This window comes from Pectobacterium aroidearum (assembly GCF_041228105.1).
In the GTDB taxonomy this organism is placed as follows: Bacteria; Pseudomonadota; Gammaproteobacteria; order Enterobacterales; family Enterobacteriaceae; genus Pectobacterium; species Pectobacterium aroidearum.
In genome coordinates, this window is sequence record NZ_CP166097.1 from 4646236 (window position 1) to 4664754 (window position 18519).

Annotated in this window: 15 protein-coding genes; 11 read left to right on the top strand and 4 right to left on the bottom strand. The window is 53.8% G+C overall.

What is annotated here, in order from left to right; genetic code table 11:
* Window positions 1-307 precede the first annotated feature (307 nt).
* Both AB8809_RS20920 and AB8809_RS20925 read left to right on the top strand, forming a co-directional pair.
* The gene (locus AB8809_RS20920) at window positions 308-943 is read left to right on the top strand and encodes a carbonic anhydrase (RefSeq protein ID WP_349856508.1); all 636 of its coding nucleotides are present in this window, start codon (window positions 308-310) and stop codon (window positions 941-943) included.
* Window positions 940-2409, top strand: coding sequence for a SulP family inorganic anion transporter (locus AB8809_RS20925; protein ID WP_349856509.1), 1470 nt, complete (start codon window positions 940-942; stop codon window positions 2407-2409). Before AB8809_RS20920 ends, AB8809_RS20925 begins: the two co-directional genes overlap by 4 nt.
* 48 nt (window positions 2410-2457) lie before the next feature.
* On the opposite strand, the gene AB8809_RS20930 is transcribed toward AB8809_RS20925, so the two are convergent.
* Window positions 2458-3555 (bottom strand): DUF1615 domain-containing protein, encoded by a 1098-nt coding sequence (locus AB8809_RS20930; RefSeq protein ID WP_349856510.1) that lies wholly within the window; start codon window positions 3553-3555, stop codon window positions 2458-2460.
* A gap of 154 nt (window positions 3556-3709) precedes the next feature.
* Between AB8809_RS20930 and AB8809_RS20935 the strand changes: the two genes are divergently transcribed.
* Window positions 3710-4495 (top strand): HNH endonuclease, encoded by a 786-nt coding sequence (locus AB8809_RS20935; RefSeq protein WP_349856511.1) that lies wholly within the window; start codon window positions 3710-3712, stop codon window positions 4493-4495.
* Between the two features lie 34 nt (window positions 4496-4529).
* On the opposite strand, the gene AB8809_RS20940 is transcribed toward AB8809_RS20935, so the two are convergent.
* Together AB8809_RS20940 and AB8809_RS20945 are read right to left on the bottom strand one after the other, a co-directional pair.
* Window positions 4530-5873 (bottom strand): HEAT repeat domain-containing protein, encoded by a 1344-nt coding sequence (locus tag AB8809_RS20940; RefSeq protein WP_349856512.1) that lies wholly within the window; start codon window positions 5871-5873, stop codon window positions 4530-4532.
* Window positions 5874-5889: 16 nt separating this feature from the next.
* Window positions 5890-7125: an RtcB family protein gene (locus AB8809_RS20945; RefSeq protein WP_161502920.1), complete on the bottom strand. Its 1236-nt coding sequence runs from the start codon at window positions 7123-7125 to the stop codon at window positions 5890-5892.
* A 190-nt stretch (window positions 7126-7315) separates the two neighbouring features.
* On the opposite strand from AB8809_RS20945, the gene rtcR reads away from it, so the two are divergent.
* Window positions 7316-8899 carry an RNA repair transcriptional activator RtcR gene (gene rtcR, locus AB8809_RS20950; RefSeq protein WP_349856513.1) on the top strand — a complete coding sequence of 528 codons (1584 nt, stop codon included), beginning with the start codon at window positions 7316-7318 and terminating at the stop codon, window positions 8897-8899.
* A gap of 7 nt (window positions 8900-8906) precedes the next feature.
* On the opposite strand, the gene fos is transcribed toward rtcR, so the two are convergent.
* Window positions 8907-9326, bottom strand: coding sequence for a fosfomycin resistance glutathione transferase (fos, locus tag AB8809_RS20955; RefSeq protein WP_349856514.1), 420 nt, complete (start codon window positions 9324-9326; stop codon window positions 8907-8909).
* Between the two features lie 443 nt (window positions 9327-9769).
* Here fos and AB8809_RS20960 point away from each other — a divergent pair, with 443 nt between their 5' ends.
* The 7 genes from AB8809_RS20960 (at window position 9770) to AB8809_RS20990 (ending at window position 18480) form a co-directional block, all read left to right on the top strand.
* A complete protein-coding gene (locus tag AB8809_RS20960) occupies window positions 9770-10105 on the top strand; it encodes a hypothetical protein (RefSeq protein WP_205947176.1) in 336 nt (111 codons plus the stop codon).
* 616 nt (window positions 10106-10721) lie between these two features.
* A complete protein-coding gene (locus AB8809_RS20965) occupies window positions 10722-11717 on the top strand; it encodes a LysR family transcriptional regulator (protein WP_012773112.1) in 996 nt (331 codons plus the stop codon).
* A gap of 237 nt (window positions 11718-11954) precedes the next feature.
* Window positions 11955-13394 (top strand): aspartate ammonia-lyase, encoded by a 1440-nt coding sequence (gene aspA / locus AB8809_RS20970; protein WP_012773111.1) that lies wholly within the window; start codon window positions 11955-11957, stop codon window positions 13392-13394.
* A gap of 364 nt (window positions 13395-13758) precedes the next feature.
* Window positions 13759-15180, top strand: a complete 1422-nt coding sequence (locus AB8809_RS20975; RefSeq protein WP_349856515.1) for a TolC family protein — start codon at window positions 13759-13761, stop codon at window positions 15178-15180.
* Window positions 15177-16178, top strand: coding sequence for an efflux RND transporter periplasmic adaptor subunit (locus AB8809_RS20980; protein ID WP_349856516.1), 1002 nt, complete (start codon window positions 15177-15179; stop codon window positions 16176-16178). Before AB8809_RS20975 ends, AB8809_RS20980 begins: the two co-directional genes overlap by 4 nt.
* A complete protein-coding gene (locus AB8809_RS20985) occupies window positions 16178-17293 on the top strand; it encodes an ABC transporter permease (RefSeq protein WP_349856517.1) in 1116 nt (371 codons plus the stop codon). Before AB8809_RS20980 ends, AB8809_RS20985 begins: the two co-directional genes overlap by 1 nt.
* Window positions 17287-18480 (top strand): ABC transporter permease, encoded by a 1194-nt coding sequence (locus AB8809_RS20990; protein ID WP_349856518.1) that lies wholly within the window; start codon window positions 17287-17289, stop codon window positions 18478-18480. Before AB8809_RS20985 ends, AB8809_RS20990 begins: the two co-directional genes overlap by 7 nt.
* Window positions 18481-18519: the final 39 nt, after the last annotated feature.

The window sequence follows — 18519 nt, forward strand, 5'->3', positions numbered from 1 at the left end:
ATATAAGCTGCAATATCAATGCAACATTAAATACCACACCTCAATACAGCCCAAGTAAAATAGCTTTTTCTTATCATGAGAAATAAAAACAATTTATTGTTTTTAAAGGATTAAATGAAAACGGATTATATTGAAAACAAATAACAATATAAGAAAAGTCTCAATAATTATCACAATTTAGAAAACACCAGAACTAAATTAAATTATGCCGAACTTAATTAAGTGGAGGCTAAGAATTAATGGTTCCCTCTTCCCTCTCAATTGAGAGGGAAATATCCCTGTGTTTTCTAAAAAGAGAGAGTTTAATTTGACGACATTAAAACCGCTATTAGCCAAAAACCGCAGTTGGGCTACGCTGCGCCGCCAACGCCATCCCCACTATTTCAGAAAGCACACGCAGGGCCAGACGCCTCATTCACTCTGGATCGGTTGTTCAGACAGCCGAGTGCCTGCCGAAGTGCTAACGGGCTCTGCGCCCGGCGAGCTTTTTGTTCACCGCAACATCGCAAATATGGTCGTCACTGACGACGATAACTTCATGAGTGTGCTGCAATATGCCCTCGAATACCTGCATGTTTCCCGCATCGTGCTCTGCGGTCACTACGGCTGTGGCGGCGTTCAGGCGGCGGTAAACCTGCCTGACATGGGGCTCGCTCAGGAGAATTCCGCGCTTTCCCGCCGCATCACGGCGCTACGTCAGGCACTTTCACCGCACATTGCCGCCTCGCAAGAGAGTGATGCCGATGACAGCACACGCCAGAACCAACTGGTAGAAGCCAACGTGCTGGCACAGTTCGCCCACCTGATCGCCTGTGAACCCGTACAGAAAGCCTGGCGACATGGCGTCGAACTTGATGTTTTCGGCTGCGTCTACGACTTGCATAGCGGCCATCTGAAAGAACTCATCCACCGTCACGCCAAGGAACAGGAGGCATCCCCATGAACCTGAGTACACTCCGACATGATATCCCTGCGGGGCTCGTCGTCTTCCTTGTTGCCCTGCCGCTGAGCCTCGGTATCGCGCAGGCCAGTGGTCTTCCTCCTTTTGTCGGTCTGTTGACCGGCGTCGTCGGCGGTATCGTCGTCACCCTATTCAGTCCGTCTCGTTATGCCGTCAGCGGCCCAGCCGCTGGTTTGGTCACTATCGTCTCCGGCTCTATCGCCAGCCTGGGATCGTTTTCAGCATTGCTATTGGCGATCATGCTCGCAGGGATGCTGCAATGCATTCTGGGCCTGTTACGCGCCGGACGCTTTATTACGCTCATCCCCGGCACCGTGATTAAAGGCATGCTGTCTGCAATCGGCATCCTGCTGATTATTCAGCAAATCCCGCTCGCCTTCGGCTCGGACGGCGAGGACGATTTAACATCGCTCTTCGACACTTCCGAACCTGGATTCTCCGCCAGCGCGCTGACTGTCTGTCTGATCGGGCTGGCGATTCTCTGGCTCTGGACCACTAAGCCGGTGCAGAAAATCAGCGCATTGAGCTGGCTTCCCGGCCCGCTGGTCGCCGTTCTCTTTGGTGGATTGTTTACCGTCTACGGCGAGCGACTCTCCTCAGACATGGTCGATAACCTGCCGCGTATTGTCCTACCAGAATTTGGCAATCTGGAACAGCTGATGGGAGAGATGATCCGCCCTGACTGGCAGGCATGGAAGAACCCGGCGGTTTATATCGTCGCGGTGACACTGGCGTTGGTGGCGAGTCTGGAAACGTTATTAAGTCAGGAAGCGCTGAAGAAAATACGCCCGCAGCATCCTGCGCCCTCACCGGATAAAGAGATGCGCGCACAAGGTATCGGAAATATGGTGAGTGGTTTTCTGGGCGGCCTGCCGATTACTGCCGTGATCGTACGCAGCTCCGTCAACGTCAACGCTGGCGCACGTACCAAGTTCTCCATCCTGCTACACGGCGTACTGCTGCTGCTTTGCGGCCTGTTCATGACCGATTTGCTCAACGTCATTCCGCTTGCCAGTCTGGCTGCCGTGTTGCTGTATACCGGCTACAAGCTGGCTTCTCCGCAACAGTTCCTGCTGCTGTGGCGTCAGGGGTTACAACAGTTCGTGCCTTTCGCCGCGACTGTCATCGGTATCATCGTGTTTGGGATGCTGGCAGGCATCGGGCTTGGCATCGTGACTCAGTTGGCTTTCAGCATTTATAAAAGCCACCGAAACGCGATGCAGCTCACACGCTACGGCGATCACTTCGTCCTGAGCTTCCAGCAGAACCTGACGTTTGTGCACAACCCACGTCTGCAAGGCTTGCTTAACAAGATCCCTGCCAACAGCGTCGTGATTGTCGAACACGACAATGCCGACTACATCGACCCCGATGTCCGCACGATGCTGGAAGATTTTCGCGAGAATGCGCAAGAACGCGGCATCAAACTCAATCAGTGGCCGGTTTAACACACGACTCACCGTAATAACGGCAACGCCCTCACTGAGGGCGTTTGCCTATTTAGCTCTCGCTAAACACCGTTGGCGTCGCTCATCAACCCGTTGGGCAAACCATGCGGTGGTAAGTTTGCGCGTGATCTTCGGACTTTCCAGCGTGATCCCCGGTAGGATGGCGCGCGGTGCTTTCGTGCCCGATTTATCCGCCAGCGCAAAGACGCGTTCATACAGGCTGGTGTCTTCAAAATCGAGGCTATTGCCCTTCTCCAGCGCACGACGAATCGCGCTGTCGCTCATGTCCAGACGTTTCCCTAATGCACGCACCGCTAGCTCCGTGGCGCTGGCTTTATCCGAACTGTAGTTGATTAAATCCCCGTCCAGCGCCAGCTTAACCCCTGTCAGACGACTCACGGCACGCTGGAACGCCGCATTTCGGCTGGCGTACCGTCCTGCGTTAAAATCCGCGAACCGATAAATGGACTGCGGATAATTTGCTGAATAGTCCAGCAGATGTTTGATGCCAAAATACATCCCGCCACGGCGGCTGAATACTTCGCGACGAAGCGATCCATCCACGGTATACGGATAGCCCTTTGCGTTAGCTTCAGCAAAGGCGATGCTCACCTGCATTGGCCCACCGGTATGTACCGGGTTTAGCCGACCAAACAGCGTCTGTCCCATCGGCACCATGTCGATGAAATCATCAAAGATCGCGCTGAGTTCCTTTTCCGTGCGTACTTTATCGAGCCGCTCGCTGTAGCTTTTTCCATTAGGGGATTTGATGAGCAGCGCGGTACGCACCAGAAACGCCGGTACATGAACTTTCTCCGCGCGGCGGTCAATCTCCTGCCAGGCGATTTTCGACAAATTCGGCACTTGTGGATCGGCGCTAAACGTCGATTCCTGCTCAGTTACGGCCAGTACCGAACACAAATTTTCATTACTGGGATCGAGCCCCTGCGCAGTAAATGCCGTAGCGATATCCTTCGCCCAACCCTGACGATCTTTCACGTTGTCCGGCAGCAGTTTGAGTACCTGAGCACGAACATCAGCAGGCCGCGATTCCGGCGTCGTCGAGGTCTTGCTGGCACAGCCCGTCAGCACCAGCAGAGCCAATGCGCACAGGGGACGAAACAAGGGAATAAAAGAACGGGGCATTAGTCTCTCGGCGTCATAATAGGAAGGCTGTCAGAACGTTAGCGCAGCCAGCACCAATTATCCAGCCGGAGGCAAACGGATGCATTTTACGAATTGGCCTGGCATAGTTAGCGCTATCACTAATCGAATGCGCTAACGAACGGAAGAAACACGCATGGCTGCCACCAACCATTGGACGCGAGATCAGTTACTGATCGCCTTCACCCTGTACAGTCAGCTACCGTTTGGCAGACTGCATTCGCGTAATCCCGACATCATTCGCTACGCCAAGTTGATCAGCCGTACGCCTTCCGCACTGGCGATGAAGCTGGTCAATCTCGCCAGCCTCGATCCGTTTATTATTGATTCTGGTCGCACTGGTTTGCGCGGCGCGTCCAACGCCGACCGGGCGCTGTGGCAAGAGATGGACAGCAATCCTGAGTTATTTGAACAGCAGTGCCAACAGGCGATGGTATCGCTCGAGGCCGGAGCAGCGGAAGCGACCGCAGCCCCCTCACCGTTCCAAATCAACGATAGCGAAATCCCTGATTATCACGGCGGTGAGCGCCTTGCTCAGGTGAAAACACGTATTGGGCAACAGCTATTCCGCAAACGCGTACTCAGCAACTACGGCGAACGCTGCTGCGTGACTGGATTGGAAGAGCCCGCGCTACTGGTCGCCAGCCATATTCAACCGTGGAAAACAGCGGCAGAATATCGCCTCGATCCCAGCAACGGTCTCTGCCTGTCCAACCTGCACGACAAAGCCTTTGATATGGGACTCATCAGCTTCAATGATTCGCTGGAAATGCTGCTTTCTCCACGCATCAAAAAGCTGAAAAGCGCTATCAGCGACGTCAATTTCGCCCAGTACGAAGGCAAACAAATCCACGTGCCAGACACCTACCCGCCCGATCTGGCGCAGATGGCATACCATCGCGAGCACATTTTTCTGGGGTAGGGGTAACGAGGTTATCGGTAAGACGCCGATAAAATCAACGATACAAAAACAGGGCGATATAGGGGCTGTCGCGCGAGATGACGTGCGGATTTTCATCAAGCAGCGTCCGCAAACGCGCCTGCTGTTGTGTATTTGGTAACATACCCGAACGGTTGAACCGCTGTACCCAGTACGCCACGCCAGCCTGCGTTAGTGCAGTATTCTCTGACTTAGCATTATCCAGCAGGAACACCAGCCAATCCCATTTATTCAGCTTGTGCGCGAGAAAGTAGTACACCTCGACGTGTTCTCTGGAAGACGCGCTGTCCAGACAACATTGAAGCTCAGACAGCGACAGATAAATTTTCTGCTGGTAAAACAGCTTCCGCGCAACCTTCGCAATAGCCAGCGAGGGGTGACGCAGAGAAGCCAACAGCTGCTCACGCGCATCGTCACCCGTACGCAGAATAAGAATGCGCAAGGTGCTGTAATAAAGGCTGGGATAGCGCTCATCCAGATTGCGCGCCGCCAGCGCCACAATGCCGTCATAGCGATGCTCATCCAGCCCCCAGAGCGTGATTTTGCGCACGGTAACGGTACTCGCCCAATCCAGTGCCGCAAGATAATGCGCAACCGGATCGTCGTTTCGTTCGCACAGTAGCGTTGAGGCTCGCTGACGCACCAATGCATTCTTATCAAACAGTAAGGCAATCAACAGAGGCGTCGACACGGAGAACCCGCTATCCATCACATACTGCAACGCTACCTGCTTGATGGGTGCGAACGTATCTTTCAATAGAATGGTCATCACTTCATGGTCGACGTCCTTGTCCGCACTCAGCAAATACCGCGCCGCGTTCGCTCTCACTAACGGATCGCGATGCCACATCGCCTGACTAAAGATCTGCTTCAACGGAAACAGCCCACGCTCAACCACAATATCCAGCGACAGTCTGGCAACGGTTTTGTCTTCCGAAGACAACCCCACCAGTAGCGACGGCGCGTGCGCCTCCTCGGCCAGAAAGCGCACGATTTCATCCACCAGCGGCTGATGATCTTCTCGTTGGCACTGCAACAGCCAGAAAATGGCAGGAAAATTGGCGACGAAATGCGCGGTGTTATCCGGCGTTAACAGTAGCCTCACGCTCTGTTTAGCCGCCCGACGCACCGGTTCCGCCCAGTCGTTCACTCGTTCAATCAGCGCTGGTAATGCCGAGACCTCGCCCATAAAACCCAGACACAGCACCGCACGCTGCCGAATATGTCCGTTATAGTGACGTGTGAGCGCTATCAGGTGTGACGCTGAACCCAGAGCATCAGCCTGCGCGGGCCGATAATAGTTGTCTGGTGAAGCAACGAGTTTTTCCAACTGTTGCAGTAGTAAATCGTACGATGCCATATTCCCTGTCCTCTTCTTATCCTTTCACACACACCACCTGACGCAGCGTGTGCACAATTTCCACCAGCGATGACTGTGCCGCCATCACCTTATCGATATCTTTGTACGCCATCGGGATTTCATCGATAACGTCGCTGTCTTTTCTGCACTCGACGTGTGCGGTCGCACGAATCTGGTCTTCCACGGTGAAGCGTTTTTTCGCGGCAGTACGGCTCATGGTTCTCCCCGCGCCGTGACTACAGGAACAGAAGCTCTCTTCGTTCCCCAATCCACGTACGATAAAGCTCTTCGCCCCCATTGACCCCGGAATGATCCCCATCTGACCTTTCTGCGCCGACACCGCACCTTTACGGGTGATCAGCACCGATTCACCAAAGTGCGTTTCGCGCTGCACGTAGTTATGGTGGCAATTCACGCCTTCCTGCTGGGTGGTAAACGGCTTCGTCACAATGCGAGACAGCGCCGCCAGCGTATGCGACATCATCACTTCACGGTTATGACGAGCAAAATCCTGTGCCCACTCCACCGCTTCGATATAATCGTCAAAGTGCAGGCTACCTTCCTCGAAATACGCCAGATTACGATCCGGCAGATTCGCAATGTGCTGCTGCATATCTTCCTGCGCCAGCTTGATGAACAGCGACCCAATCGCATTCCCCACACCACGCGACCCGCTGTGCAGCATCACCCACACGCGATCGACCTCATCCAGACAGATTTCAATAAAGTGGTTACCCGTTCCTAGCGTTCCCAAATGCTGGTAGTTGTTGGTTTTCAGCAACTGCGGGTATTTATCCGTCAAACGTTTAAAACGCGGCTCCAGCAGCGACCAGTGCGCATCCACCGTCTGCGGCGGGTTCTGCCAGGAACCAACATCACGTTTGGAGCGCGTTACGCTACGTCCGTGCGGCACCGCCTGTTCAATCGCGCTACGCAGCCCCATCAGATTATCCGGCAGGTCGCTGGCAACCAGTGACGTACGCACCGCAATCATCCCGCAGCCGATATCCACGCCGACTGCTGCCGGGATAATCGCGCCACGCGTGGGAATCACGCTACCGATCGTCGATCCTTTTCCCAGATGTACATCCGGCATCACCGCCAGATGTTTAAAAATGAACGGCATTTTGGCTGTGTTCAGCAGTTGGTCGCGAGCTTCTGGTTCCACAGGCACGCCCTGCGTCCACATTTTTACCGGTGCGCTATTCACGGGTGACATCATGTCGTAATCCTGCGTTTTCATCTCTTCCATTTTCATTCTCTTTGTTTGTCATTATTCGCTATAGGTATTGCCAAAGGCGTGCCAATTTTCTGAAATAGACAAAATAAAAATATAACCAATTGATAGTTAATAGATAAAAAACAAAACACGCAAACTAGCAACGAAACAAAAGAACAGGTAAATTTATCCTATAGGATAATAATTTATAACAAGGTATAGCATGAAGCGTCGCGTCGTCATTGGTGTGCTGGGCACCACGTTGGACAAACGAGGTAAACGGGAGAATCGCTGGACAAAATGGCGGCCTACCGTCGGCCTCTGCCAGCAGCCGGATTTTCCGGTCGATCGACTGGAGCTGCTGCATCAGTCACGCAACGAGGGGATGGCACAGCAGGTGGCAGAGGATATCGCCGTGGTGTCACCCGCTACGCAGGTCACGCTTCAGACCGTTGAGTTACGCGATCCGTGGAATCTGGAAGAGGTCTACAGCGCCTTTCTGGACTTTGCGAGCCGCTACCCGTTCGATACTGAGAACGAAGAGTATTTCGTTCACATCACCACGGGTACTCACGTCGTGCAGATTTGCTGGTTCCTGCTGACCGAAGCCCGCTACCTACCCGCCAAGCTGCTGCAAACCGCACCGGGAGAGAAAGCGGATCGCCCCGCACCGCAGGGCATCTATGCCGTTATCGATCTGGATCTCAGCCGCTACGCAACCCTCACCAGCCGCTTTCAGCACGAGCAAGAGCGCTCCGTCTCGTTCCTGAAATCGGGTATAGAAACGCGCAACAGCACGTTCAACGCGCTGATCGACCAGATTGAACGTGTCGCGCTGCGTTCTACCGCGCCGATGCTCCTGACCGGCCCGACCGGTGCGGGGAAATCCTTTCTGGCCCAACGCATCTATCAGTTACGTCAATCTCGCCATCTGGTCAGTGGTCGGTTTGTTGCGGTTAACTGTGCCACGCTGCGCGGCGACAACGCGATGTCGACATTATTCGGTCATGTGAAAGGCGCATTTACCGGCGCATTACAAGCAAGAACGGGGCTCTTACGTGAAGCGGACGGCGGGATGCTGTTTTTAGATGAAATCGCAGAACTGGGGCTGGATGAACAGGCGATGCTACTCAAGGCTATTGAAGAAAAACGCTTTTTACCGTTTGGCTCGGATAAAGAAGTCAGCAGTGATTTTCAGTTAATTGCGGGTACGCACCGCAACCTGCACGAGTGGATTGCACAGGGTAAATTTCGTGAAGATCTCTACGTCCGTATCAATATGTGGACCTTTCCCCTGCCGGGCTTGGCGGAACGGCGGGAAGACATCGAACCGAATATTGACTACGAACTCCAGCGCTTCACACGCGATCACCAAACGCAGATTCGCTTCGATAAAGACGCACGGCAACGCTACCTCACCTTTGCCTGCTCATCGCAGGCCGCATGGCGTGGTAACTTCCGCGAACTCGGCTCCTCCATCGCCCGCATGGCAACGCTGGCGGAACAAGGCCGCATCACCGTTGCACTGGTAGAGGAAGAAGTTGCCCGCCTGCGAGCAAGCTGGCGAAGTGATGCGCCAGCAACCGCGCTACCGCCAGAACTCTCCAACATCGATCTGTTTGAACAGCGCCAGCTTGAAACCGTGCTCGACGTCTGTCGTACCGCCAATTCGCTCTCAGAAGCTGGTCGCCAGCTATTTGCCGTTTCACGCCAGCAAAAACAGAAGCCCAACGACGCTGACCGACTGCGTAAGTATCTGGCACGTTTTGGGCTGAGCTGGGAGGGGTTGAAGCGGGGGGAAGGATAAAAACACGTTATGGCAACTCAAATACCATGCCTTGGTAGGGATTTTTCCGACACGCAGCTAGCCGCTGTTGGAGATCTCCAACGTGAACTTCCAGCTTGTGGCCATCAGGATCCAGAAAATAAAACGAATCGCCTTCGCTGCGGTTCGTCTTCCATACGGGAATATTTTCCGCCATAAGCCGAGTGCAGAACGGTAAGAAATCAGCCTGTGCGATGCTAAACGCATAGTGCGTATAGTCACTGTCTTCTTTCGACAAACACTGGCGAACTGGATCCAATGAAAGGCACAACCACAGATCGCCACACGTCAGATAAGCTCCACTTTCCCAGCGTGCGTGTAGCGTCATCTGCAAAAGATTTTGATAAAAATCCAGACTTGCCGCCAGATCGGTTACCGCGAACGTCAGATGATTAAGACCTTTAAGCATAAGAGACCTTATGGAATGCGAGAAATTTTGTAAGATTACCAACACCTTTACACTGAATGCGGTTATTACGCTATCAACACGATGACTCCAGCGTACCACGATCCACCAGTTGCGGGCTTTCAGCCATTTCTGCGAACTCCATTCCAAAACGCACTGTAATTCCACTGTAAATCCATCCACCCTATTTCACGTTTTCCGCCGTTGGAATAGAGTCTCTGTGCTGCGGCAAAATCCGTAGCCGGGCGTGGAACCCCGACTATCTAGAACTGAAAACGCTTTGTTTTTTCAGGGGCTACGTGCACACTCTAATCCGTGGCTCAGGCAGGGCAACCGCAAGGTTGGCCGGTCGCTAGATCCGGTGTTCCAACCCTGTCTGGGTCACACCTTTAGTTTGGAACCTGAAGGCGTGATGAAATAATTATCTAGCAATGGAAGATTCAAACATGACGGACACTCACGCCACATCCGCTGACAGCACCATTACCATTTTCCGCGACCTGATCGCCAGCCTGCCTTTCGCGCAGTTAGATGACGTTCAGCTCTGCGACCTCGGCGCGATTGCCGCAGAATCGGTCGAAGGCTTATGCCACGGCCTGCATTACCTCGGCGACACGCTACAAAACGACGTGGAACTACCGCAAGAAAGCCTCAGCCAGCTAGGCGCCTGCCTCAACGCCACCGCGCACTTGATTCCGGCACTGCTGGAAATGTGTGAACAGGCGGAACGCCACGTTCGTACAGCAACACTAGTGGGTGATTCGCGTCTCACTACGCAGTAAAAACAATACGTTATATCCCTGTATATTGTTTCTTATACACAGATACAGGGATTCATCACGAGTTTTGCCGTTATCCGGCGTAAAAAATTATGCAGCGGTGGGCATGAGCACCGAGTGAGCGGCATGGATGCCGCGAAAGCCAGTGCCGCGTAGGGAACGCGTCACTGGCGGCTCGACTAGTGCTCATGAACACCGATGGCACCGCAAAGCGGCATAATTTCCGCCAAAAGCCTGGGGTCTCGGGGCGAGCGGCGTTTGAGCCGTCCCGAGTCGGGCGCGTGCTACGAGATAGCATAAAATATCGATGTTATGGCGCACGAAACCATCTCTCAGTTTGCATAAAAAATATGACTAAGAAGCTGTCACCTAAGGGAAGAGCCAAAAATCCGCCAAGGGAATAAAATCGGTGCTCTAGCAGCCACACCGTGTCATTCATTTTATCTTCAGATCCGCTAAAGCTAGAAATAAGAAAAAATTAATCAGTGATGCAACCTGTATTTTTTCTGAAGTTAGCCGACTATTCTGACAACAGTTAGCGAGGTCGTAGTCAGCGAGATGAGATAGACTAACGCTTCATATTTCGACGACATTCACCTTGCAGCGTAGGCAAACTCACATGGTTAAACGCACAGTGTCCGCCAATAAATCGATCGATATGTACGCCGTCTATGTTTTCGTGACGATGGCGGAAGCAGGAAGCATGACGGCAGCCGCCGCGCGGCTAGGCCTAACGCCCTCTGCCATTTCGCAGACGATCCGCTTATTGGAAGAAGATTTCGGCGTCAAATTGGTTAACCGGGCTCGTCGCCCCTTTGTCCTGACGCCCTACGGCATTGCGTTGAAAAACCGGGGAGAAATCCTGACGGAGGAGATTGCGAACCTGAAGGCGCAGGTGCTGGAAGCGGGAAAAGGGATTAAACCTGACTTGCGTATCGGCCTAGTGGATTCGTTTGCCATCACCTGCGGTTCGGTGTTTACCAAGAGTTTGATGAAGAGCTCATCGCAGTTGCTGATTCGTACCGGGCTCAGCCCGCAGCAGGGTGAAGCGTTAATGCGACGCGAGCTGGATTTGATCGTCACCAGCGACCCGCTGATCGACAGCGATAGCGTGGTGCGTCATCAGCTGTTTTCCGAAGGCTATTTCATTATCACGCCACCGGATTACCGCAAACGCATCAAAACGGTTGAGGATATCCGCGAGCTTTCCGCCGCACTGCCGCTGGTGCGCTTTAACCGGAACTCGCAGATTGGGATGCAGATCGAGCGCTACCTACGCCGCATTGATGTCCGCGTACCGAACATGCTCGAATTTGATAATGCGGATACCTTAACGTCGATGGTGGCGGCAGGTATCGGTTGGGCGGTAACGACCCCGCTCAGTTTCCTGCAATCCGTCGCGCACTCCAGAGAAGTGCTGACGCATATGCCGGAACAGCTGAATATCAAACGCTCGCTGTATATTGTCGGGCACCGTGATGAATACAGCGCGTTCTTTGAAGAAGCATGTGATGTCACACACGATATTATTAAAACCGTCTTTATTCCGAAATTGAAAACGCTGAACCGCGGAATAGAAAAGCTGGTTGAGATCAACCCGGATAATACGGAATAACCTATTCATGATGGGAGACAGAAGAATGGAGGAACATATCCACCACTAGCCATTTAACGATGCTAATTCAATGTTCGTCTCCCCGAGAACGCTTTTTAGTCATGATTTTATACAAATCGTGATGGGTTCGTGTTACCTGAAAACCAAAAATCAGGAAAAACAAACCCTAAAAAAATCAGACTCTTAATATTGAAAACGATGCTATGTACATCGAACAAGAAAAAAGGAAGAAGATCCATGTCAACGAATATCCGTATTGAAGAAGACCTGTTAGGTACCCGTGAAGTCCCTGCTGATGCCTATTATGGTATCCATACGCTGCGTGCGATTGAGAACTTTTATATCAGCAATAGTACCATCAGCGATATTCCAGAATTTGTCCGCGCCATGGTGATGGTAAAAAAAGCCGCCGCACTGGCGAATAAAGAACTGCAAACCATCCCACGTAAAATTGCCGACACCATTCTGCAAGCCTGTGATGAAGTGCTGAATAACGGTAAATGCCTGGACCAATTCCCTGTCGATGTCTATCAGGGCGGCGCCGGTACATCTGTTAACATGAACACCAACGAAGTGCTGGCGAATATCGGTTTGGAATTGATGGGTCACCAGAAAGGTGAATACCAATACCTGAACCCGAACGACCATTTGAACAAATGCCAGTCCACCAACGATGCTTACCCAACCGGCTTCCGCATCGCGGTATACACCTCTATCCTGAAACTGGTTGAAGCGATTACCCAACTGAGCGATGGCTTTGAGCGCAAAGCGAAAGAGTTCGAAAACATCCTGAAAATGGGCCGCACCCAGCTGCAGGACGCCGTACCGATGACTCTCGGTCAGGAATTCCACGCGTTCAACGTGCTGCTGAAAGAAGAAAACCGCAACCTGCTGCGCACCGCTGAGCTGCTGCTGGAAGTGAACCTGGGCGCAACCGCCATCGGTACACGACTGAACACGCCGGATGAGTACCAGAAGCTGGCCGTTCAACATCTGGCAAAAGTCAGCGGCCTGCCTTGCGTACCCGCTGAAGACCTGATCGAGGCGACATCCGACTGCGGCGCTTACGTGATGATGCACAGCGCCCTGAAACGCGTCGCGGTAAAACTGTCGAAAATCTGTAACGACCTGCGCCTGCTGTCTTCTGGCCCGCGCACTGGCCTGAACGAAATCAACCTGCCAGAATTGCAGGCCGGCTCGTCCATCATGCCAGCCAAAGTTAACCCTGTTGTACCAGAAGTCGTCAATCAGGTGTGCTTCAAAGTCATCGGCAACGATACCTGCGTCACCATGGCGGCAGAGGCGGGTCAGTTGCAGTTGAACGTGATGGAGCCGGTTATCGGACAAGCGATGTTCGAATCCATCCAGATCCTGTCCAGCGCCTGCTACAACCTGCTGGAAAAATGCGTTGACGGCATCACTGCTAACAAAGACGTGTGTGAAGCTTACGTCTTCAACTCTATCGGTATCGTGACCTACCTGAACCCCTTCATCGGCCACCACAACGGTGATATCGTTGGGAAAATCTGTGCCGAAACCGGTAAGAGCGTACGCGAGGTGGTGCTGGAGCGTGGTCTGCTGACCGAAGAACAGCTGGACGACATTTTCTCCATCCAGAACCTGATGCACCCGGCCTACAAAGCCAAACGCTACACCGACGAAAACGAAGCCGTTTAATTTTCGTTTTCTGTCACGCGGGCCCGGAAGACATTCCGGGCCTTTTCTGGCTAATTATTTACCAACAAATAATCATTGTTATCTGTGTAATAAATGTGGTTCCACAGGTTTTATTTCCACCTCAATAAATTCTCCAATTTAACCCCTTCTATTATTTGAATAATTGGGAATTTAGACCAACACTAAATCATCCCCGAAAAATAATACGGAACACATCAGACGCCATACGCGGTTTGTTTACCTGCCGCCAGGCGCGTTTTTACAGCCATATCACCATCTGCACACGGACAAGCCTTGTGCTTTTTCAGCGGGCTTATTTTTATCAATTTGGCGCTATTTGGGTAAAAGGATGATTTCACCAGCCATGCCTCGAATAACACAAAAAAAAATCCGGCTTCTGACTTATTTCCCTGTCGCGCTGCTGCTGTTACAGTGCTGGTCGCCCACGGCGTTTGGGCAAACCCTGTCGTTTAATCAGGCCTGGGTTCGCCTGCTGCAAAGCGATGACAGCATTGCCGCCGAACACGCAGGGGTCGATCGTGCACAGTCCCTGAAAGAATCCGCCAAAGGCCTCTATTGGCCGCAGGTCAATGTGGGCGCAAGCTATACGCGCCTTGATAAGCCTGTCGAACTGGATGCGCGCGACTTAAACCCGTTGTCGAATCATCGGGACATCTTTGCCGCGCTCAATCAGCTGATTAATATCAGCGGCAATCCCTTCGTCACCCGCTTCACAGAACAAAATGTGGTCACCAGCTCCGTTCAGGTCGTCTGGCCGTTATTCACCGGAGGCCGGATTGATGCGGCACAGTCGATCCGTGCCGCGCAGGTCAATGAGGCAGAGCAGATGCTGATCGTGCGCACGCTGGCGCAGTTTGAGGCACTGGCACAGACTTACTATGGCGTGGTGATGGCGCATCAGGTGATGAAAACGCGTCAGGATATCGAGAAAGGCATGGCGCAACACTATGACCACGCCCGCAAGCTGGAAACACAGGGGCAGATCGCCAGAGTCGAGGTGCTGTCCGCGCAATCCGCTTATGACATGGCGCGTATCGAAACACAAAAGGCGCAGCGAAATATGGAGACCACCGAAATGGTCTTCGCCAAGCTCATCAAGACAGAAGGTGCAACCCCCTCCTCTTCACTGTTCGTCAATAAAACGCTCCCCGAACTGCCTGCGCTAGTGAAACAAACGCTCAACACGCATCCCGGCTTAAAGGTACTCTCTGCCAAGCGCGATCAGGCCAAGGATCTTATCCGTATTGAACGCGCCAAATACGCCCCCGACGTGTTCCTGTTTGGCAATTACCAGCTCTATGAGCAGGACACGCTGGCCGCCAGAACCACACCAGACTGGATGGTGGGCGTCGGCGTTTCCGTCCCACTCATCAGTCGCGAAGGCCGTTCCGATAATATCGCCGCCGCGAAAAGTGCAGAAATGCAGGTTAACCATCTGGAAGCCGATATGCGGCAAAATCTTGAAATAGTGGTCGAAAGCACGTGGCGAGAAGCCCGACAGGCGCTGGAAGAGTTCAACTCTCTGTCTTCGACAGAAAAACTGGCCGAAGAGAACGTCCGGTTACGCAACAAGGCGTTTACGCAGGGCATGTCGACCTCACTGGACGTCGTGGATGCGCTAAACCAGCTGGCCGGAGCCAAAACACAGCGTGCCTCCGCAGCCTATCGTTACGTGGTTTCCATCGCCAGATTAATGGCCATTTCCGGCCAGATAAACCGCTTCTCTGACTACCAGACCCAATACGCCATACAGGTGACGCCATGACCCAACCCCACCAGCCCTCTTCACGTTCAACACGCAAATGGCTTCTTCAGGCCGTCCTGCTGATTGTGGTTGTCTGGATAGCGTATCGCTTCTGGCTCGCCTATCAGCCCGAACCGATTCGCTTACAGGGGCAAATCGAAGCACAGCAGTATTCGGTGTCGTCAAAAGTGGCTGGCCGAATTGCAGAAGTGCCGGTACAAAAAGGCCAGCAGCTTGACGTGGGCGATCTCGTCTTTACGCTCCTGACGCCGGAGTTGGATGCGAAGCTGGAGCAGGCAAAAGCCGGTGAAGCCGCAGCAGGCGCGGTGGCGCTGGAAGCCAAAAAAGGCGCACGTGAGCAGCAGATCGCCGCCGCTAAAGATCAGTGGCAAAAAGCCAAAGCCGGTTCCGAGCTAAGCCATAAGACCTATCTGCGCGTGCAGAATCTCTATCAGGAAGGCGTGCTGCCGCTGCAAAAGCGAGATGAAGCCAAAGCCTCCTGGGATGCCGCACGCTATACCGAGGGGATGGCGTGGCAGGAATATCAAATGGCACTGGAAGGCACGCGGAAAGAAACTCAGGTCGCCGCAGAAGAAAAAGCCCGTATGGCCGCTGGCTCCGTCGCCGAGGTGGAAGCCTATCTGGCAGAGGCGCGCGTCGTTAGCCCACACACCGGCGAAGTCAGCAATGTGCTGCTGCGCAGCGGTGAAATTGCGCCACAGGGCTTCCCTGTGGTCACGCTGCTAGACATGAGCGACATCTGGATCCAACTGGCGGTACGTGAGGATCTCCTTGAGCGCTTTGCGATGGGCACCGAGTTTGAAGCGCGTATCCCGGCGCTGAACAACCAGACATTCCGGTTTAAGGTGTCTTACGTTTCCGTCATGGGGGATTTCGCCACGTGGCGGGCAACGGATACCCGACAGGGATTTGATATGCGCACGTTCGAAGTGGAGGCGCGCCCGATTCAACCGATTAACGGGCTGCGCGTCGGCATGAGCGCACTGGTAGAAATGTGATGATGCGCGAATGGAGAGCGCTGTGGCATGACCGATGGGGGATGGCTTTAGCGCTCTGGTTGCCGCTCGTCACGATGCTAATTACCTGGTGGACGCTATCCGGCGCCATTGTCCGCGAACTCCCCATCGGCCTGGTTGATCTGGATAACAGCACGATGTCGCGCCAGTTTGCCAGAGAGCTGCATGCTTCCCCCTCTTTCAACCTGAACCACCAGTTCCCGGCAGTAGCGGAAGGCTCGGCCTCATTGCGCGGTGGCGAGATCTATGCGCTGGTGGTCATCCCACGCCACTTTGAGCGTGATATCCGGCAGGGAACATCACCGACCATCACCGCCTGGAATAACGGGCAATTCGTTTTGGTTGCGAAAGTCATCAACAGCTCGCTGGCGCTGGTAGCGGGAACATTCAACGGGCAGATCGCCGTGGTACAGGCGCTGGCTCAGGGAGCAGCCGTTCCTGAAGCCAAAGGGCTGGCAGTACCGATTGGCGGACAAATTACCGCGCTGTTTAACCAAAACTCCAACTACGCCCAGTTTTTGTTGAACGCGATTATTCCCTCAATCTGGTCGATTCTGCTCGCGCTATACGGCCTGAATACGCTGGCACGGGAGGATCGGCACGGAGCACACTGGATGCCGGAGAACCGCGCAGTCATCGGTACTAAATTCCTGACGCACTGGCTGATAGGCTGGGCATGGGGTGGCTTATGGAGCTATGGGTTGTATAGCCTGCTCGATTACCCACTCAACGGCTCAGCGCTGCTGCTCGTTGTCTCGATCGGCGTGACCGCCGGCGCCTGCGTCGCACTGGGTATGGCTTTCTATGCGCTGATTCGCGATCCAGCACGCGCCGTTTCGATTGTCGGGGCGTTAATGGCTCCCGGACTGGCGTTTATGGGCATCACCTTTCCGGCAGCAGCGATGGAGACGTTCGCCACATTCTGGCGGCAGTTGTTGCCCGTCGCTCACTATGGCGATATCGCGATTGCCATCACCAGCTACGGCGCAGGACTCACTCAGATCGCACCCGCATTGGCAGCGCTCGCCCTATTCTGGCTGCTGCTACCGCTCACTTTCTGGCGCTACCGACCCCGTGGCAAGGAGGTAACATGCTGACCCTCGCCACCCTCATCCGATTTGAGCTACGCAGCTTACTGCGCGATCCGACAATCTTGCTCACTCTGTTCGGCGGGATTCTGCTCTATTCCTTTCTCTATCCGCGGCCTTACCTCGCCCAGACGCCACGCGAATTGCCGGTGGTGCTGGTTGATGAAGATGGCACTCAGCTCTCACGCCGCCTGGCATTTATGGCCGATTCCACGCCGGAGGTACGGCTGGTGGCGCAGCGCAACACGCTGGATGAAGCCAAAACGCTGCTGCTGCACGGCGAAGCGAAAGGAATTCTCTACATTCCGCGCCACTTCTACCGCGATATCATGCAGGGAAAAAGCGTCACGGTAAGCTATTCAGCCGATGCCAGCTACTTCCTGATCTACGGCGCGATCGCACAGTCTCTGGCGACGGTCGGTGGTACCGTAGGCGCGCAGGTTAAAGTCGCACGGCTGCTGGCTCAGGGGGAAGGCATACCTGCAGCAAGCTCACAGTGGCAGGCAACCTCGCTGAATGCCGTGCCGGTATTTAACCCCACCATGGGCTATGTCGATTACGTGGTTCCCGGCGTTTTCATGTTAATACTGCACCAGATTTTGCTGATGGGATGCGGCCTGCTCGGTGCCGGACAAAATCAGCGCACACGATCTGGCGAGGTGCGCTACTGGCAATATGCCACACCGTGGCGTTTGCTGCTGGCACGGACACTGGTTGTGGGCGGTGCCTATTTGCTCTCGCTGCTCTACATGCTCGGCTTTTGTCTTGACGCCTATGGCATCGCACGTGAAGCCAGCATGAGCCAACTACTGCTGTTTGCGCTGCCCTTTTTGCTCTCAACGCTATGGCTCGGTGTGGTGCTGGGGGCGGCCTTTACGCGCAAAGATCTCCCCAGTCAGGCGGTGCTGCTCTCTTCCATTCCGATTGTCTTTCTTTCTGGCTTCATCTGGCCCGTGGAAATGATCCCCGCGCCTCTGAACTGGCTGGCACAGTGGGTACCTGCCGTCTTCACGATTCAGGGAATATTGCGCCTTAACCAGATGGGTGCCGATTTTTCTCAGATCGGCGCATTCTGGTGGCATCTCTGGATGCTGGCCGCGCTGTACGGCCTGCTGGCGTGGGGCATGTTAGGATATCGGCAACGGCAATACCGCCGGGAGAATCAGGCCGCACGTCGATGGCTGGCACGTTATTGAGAAACAGAAAAAATAACTGATAACGGGAAGCATGACGTC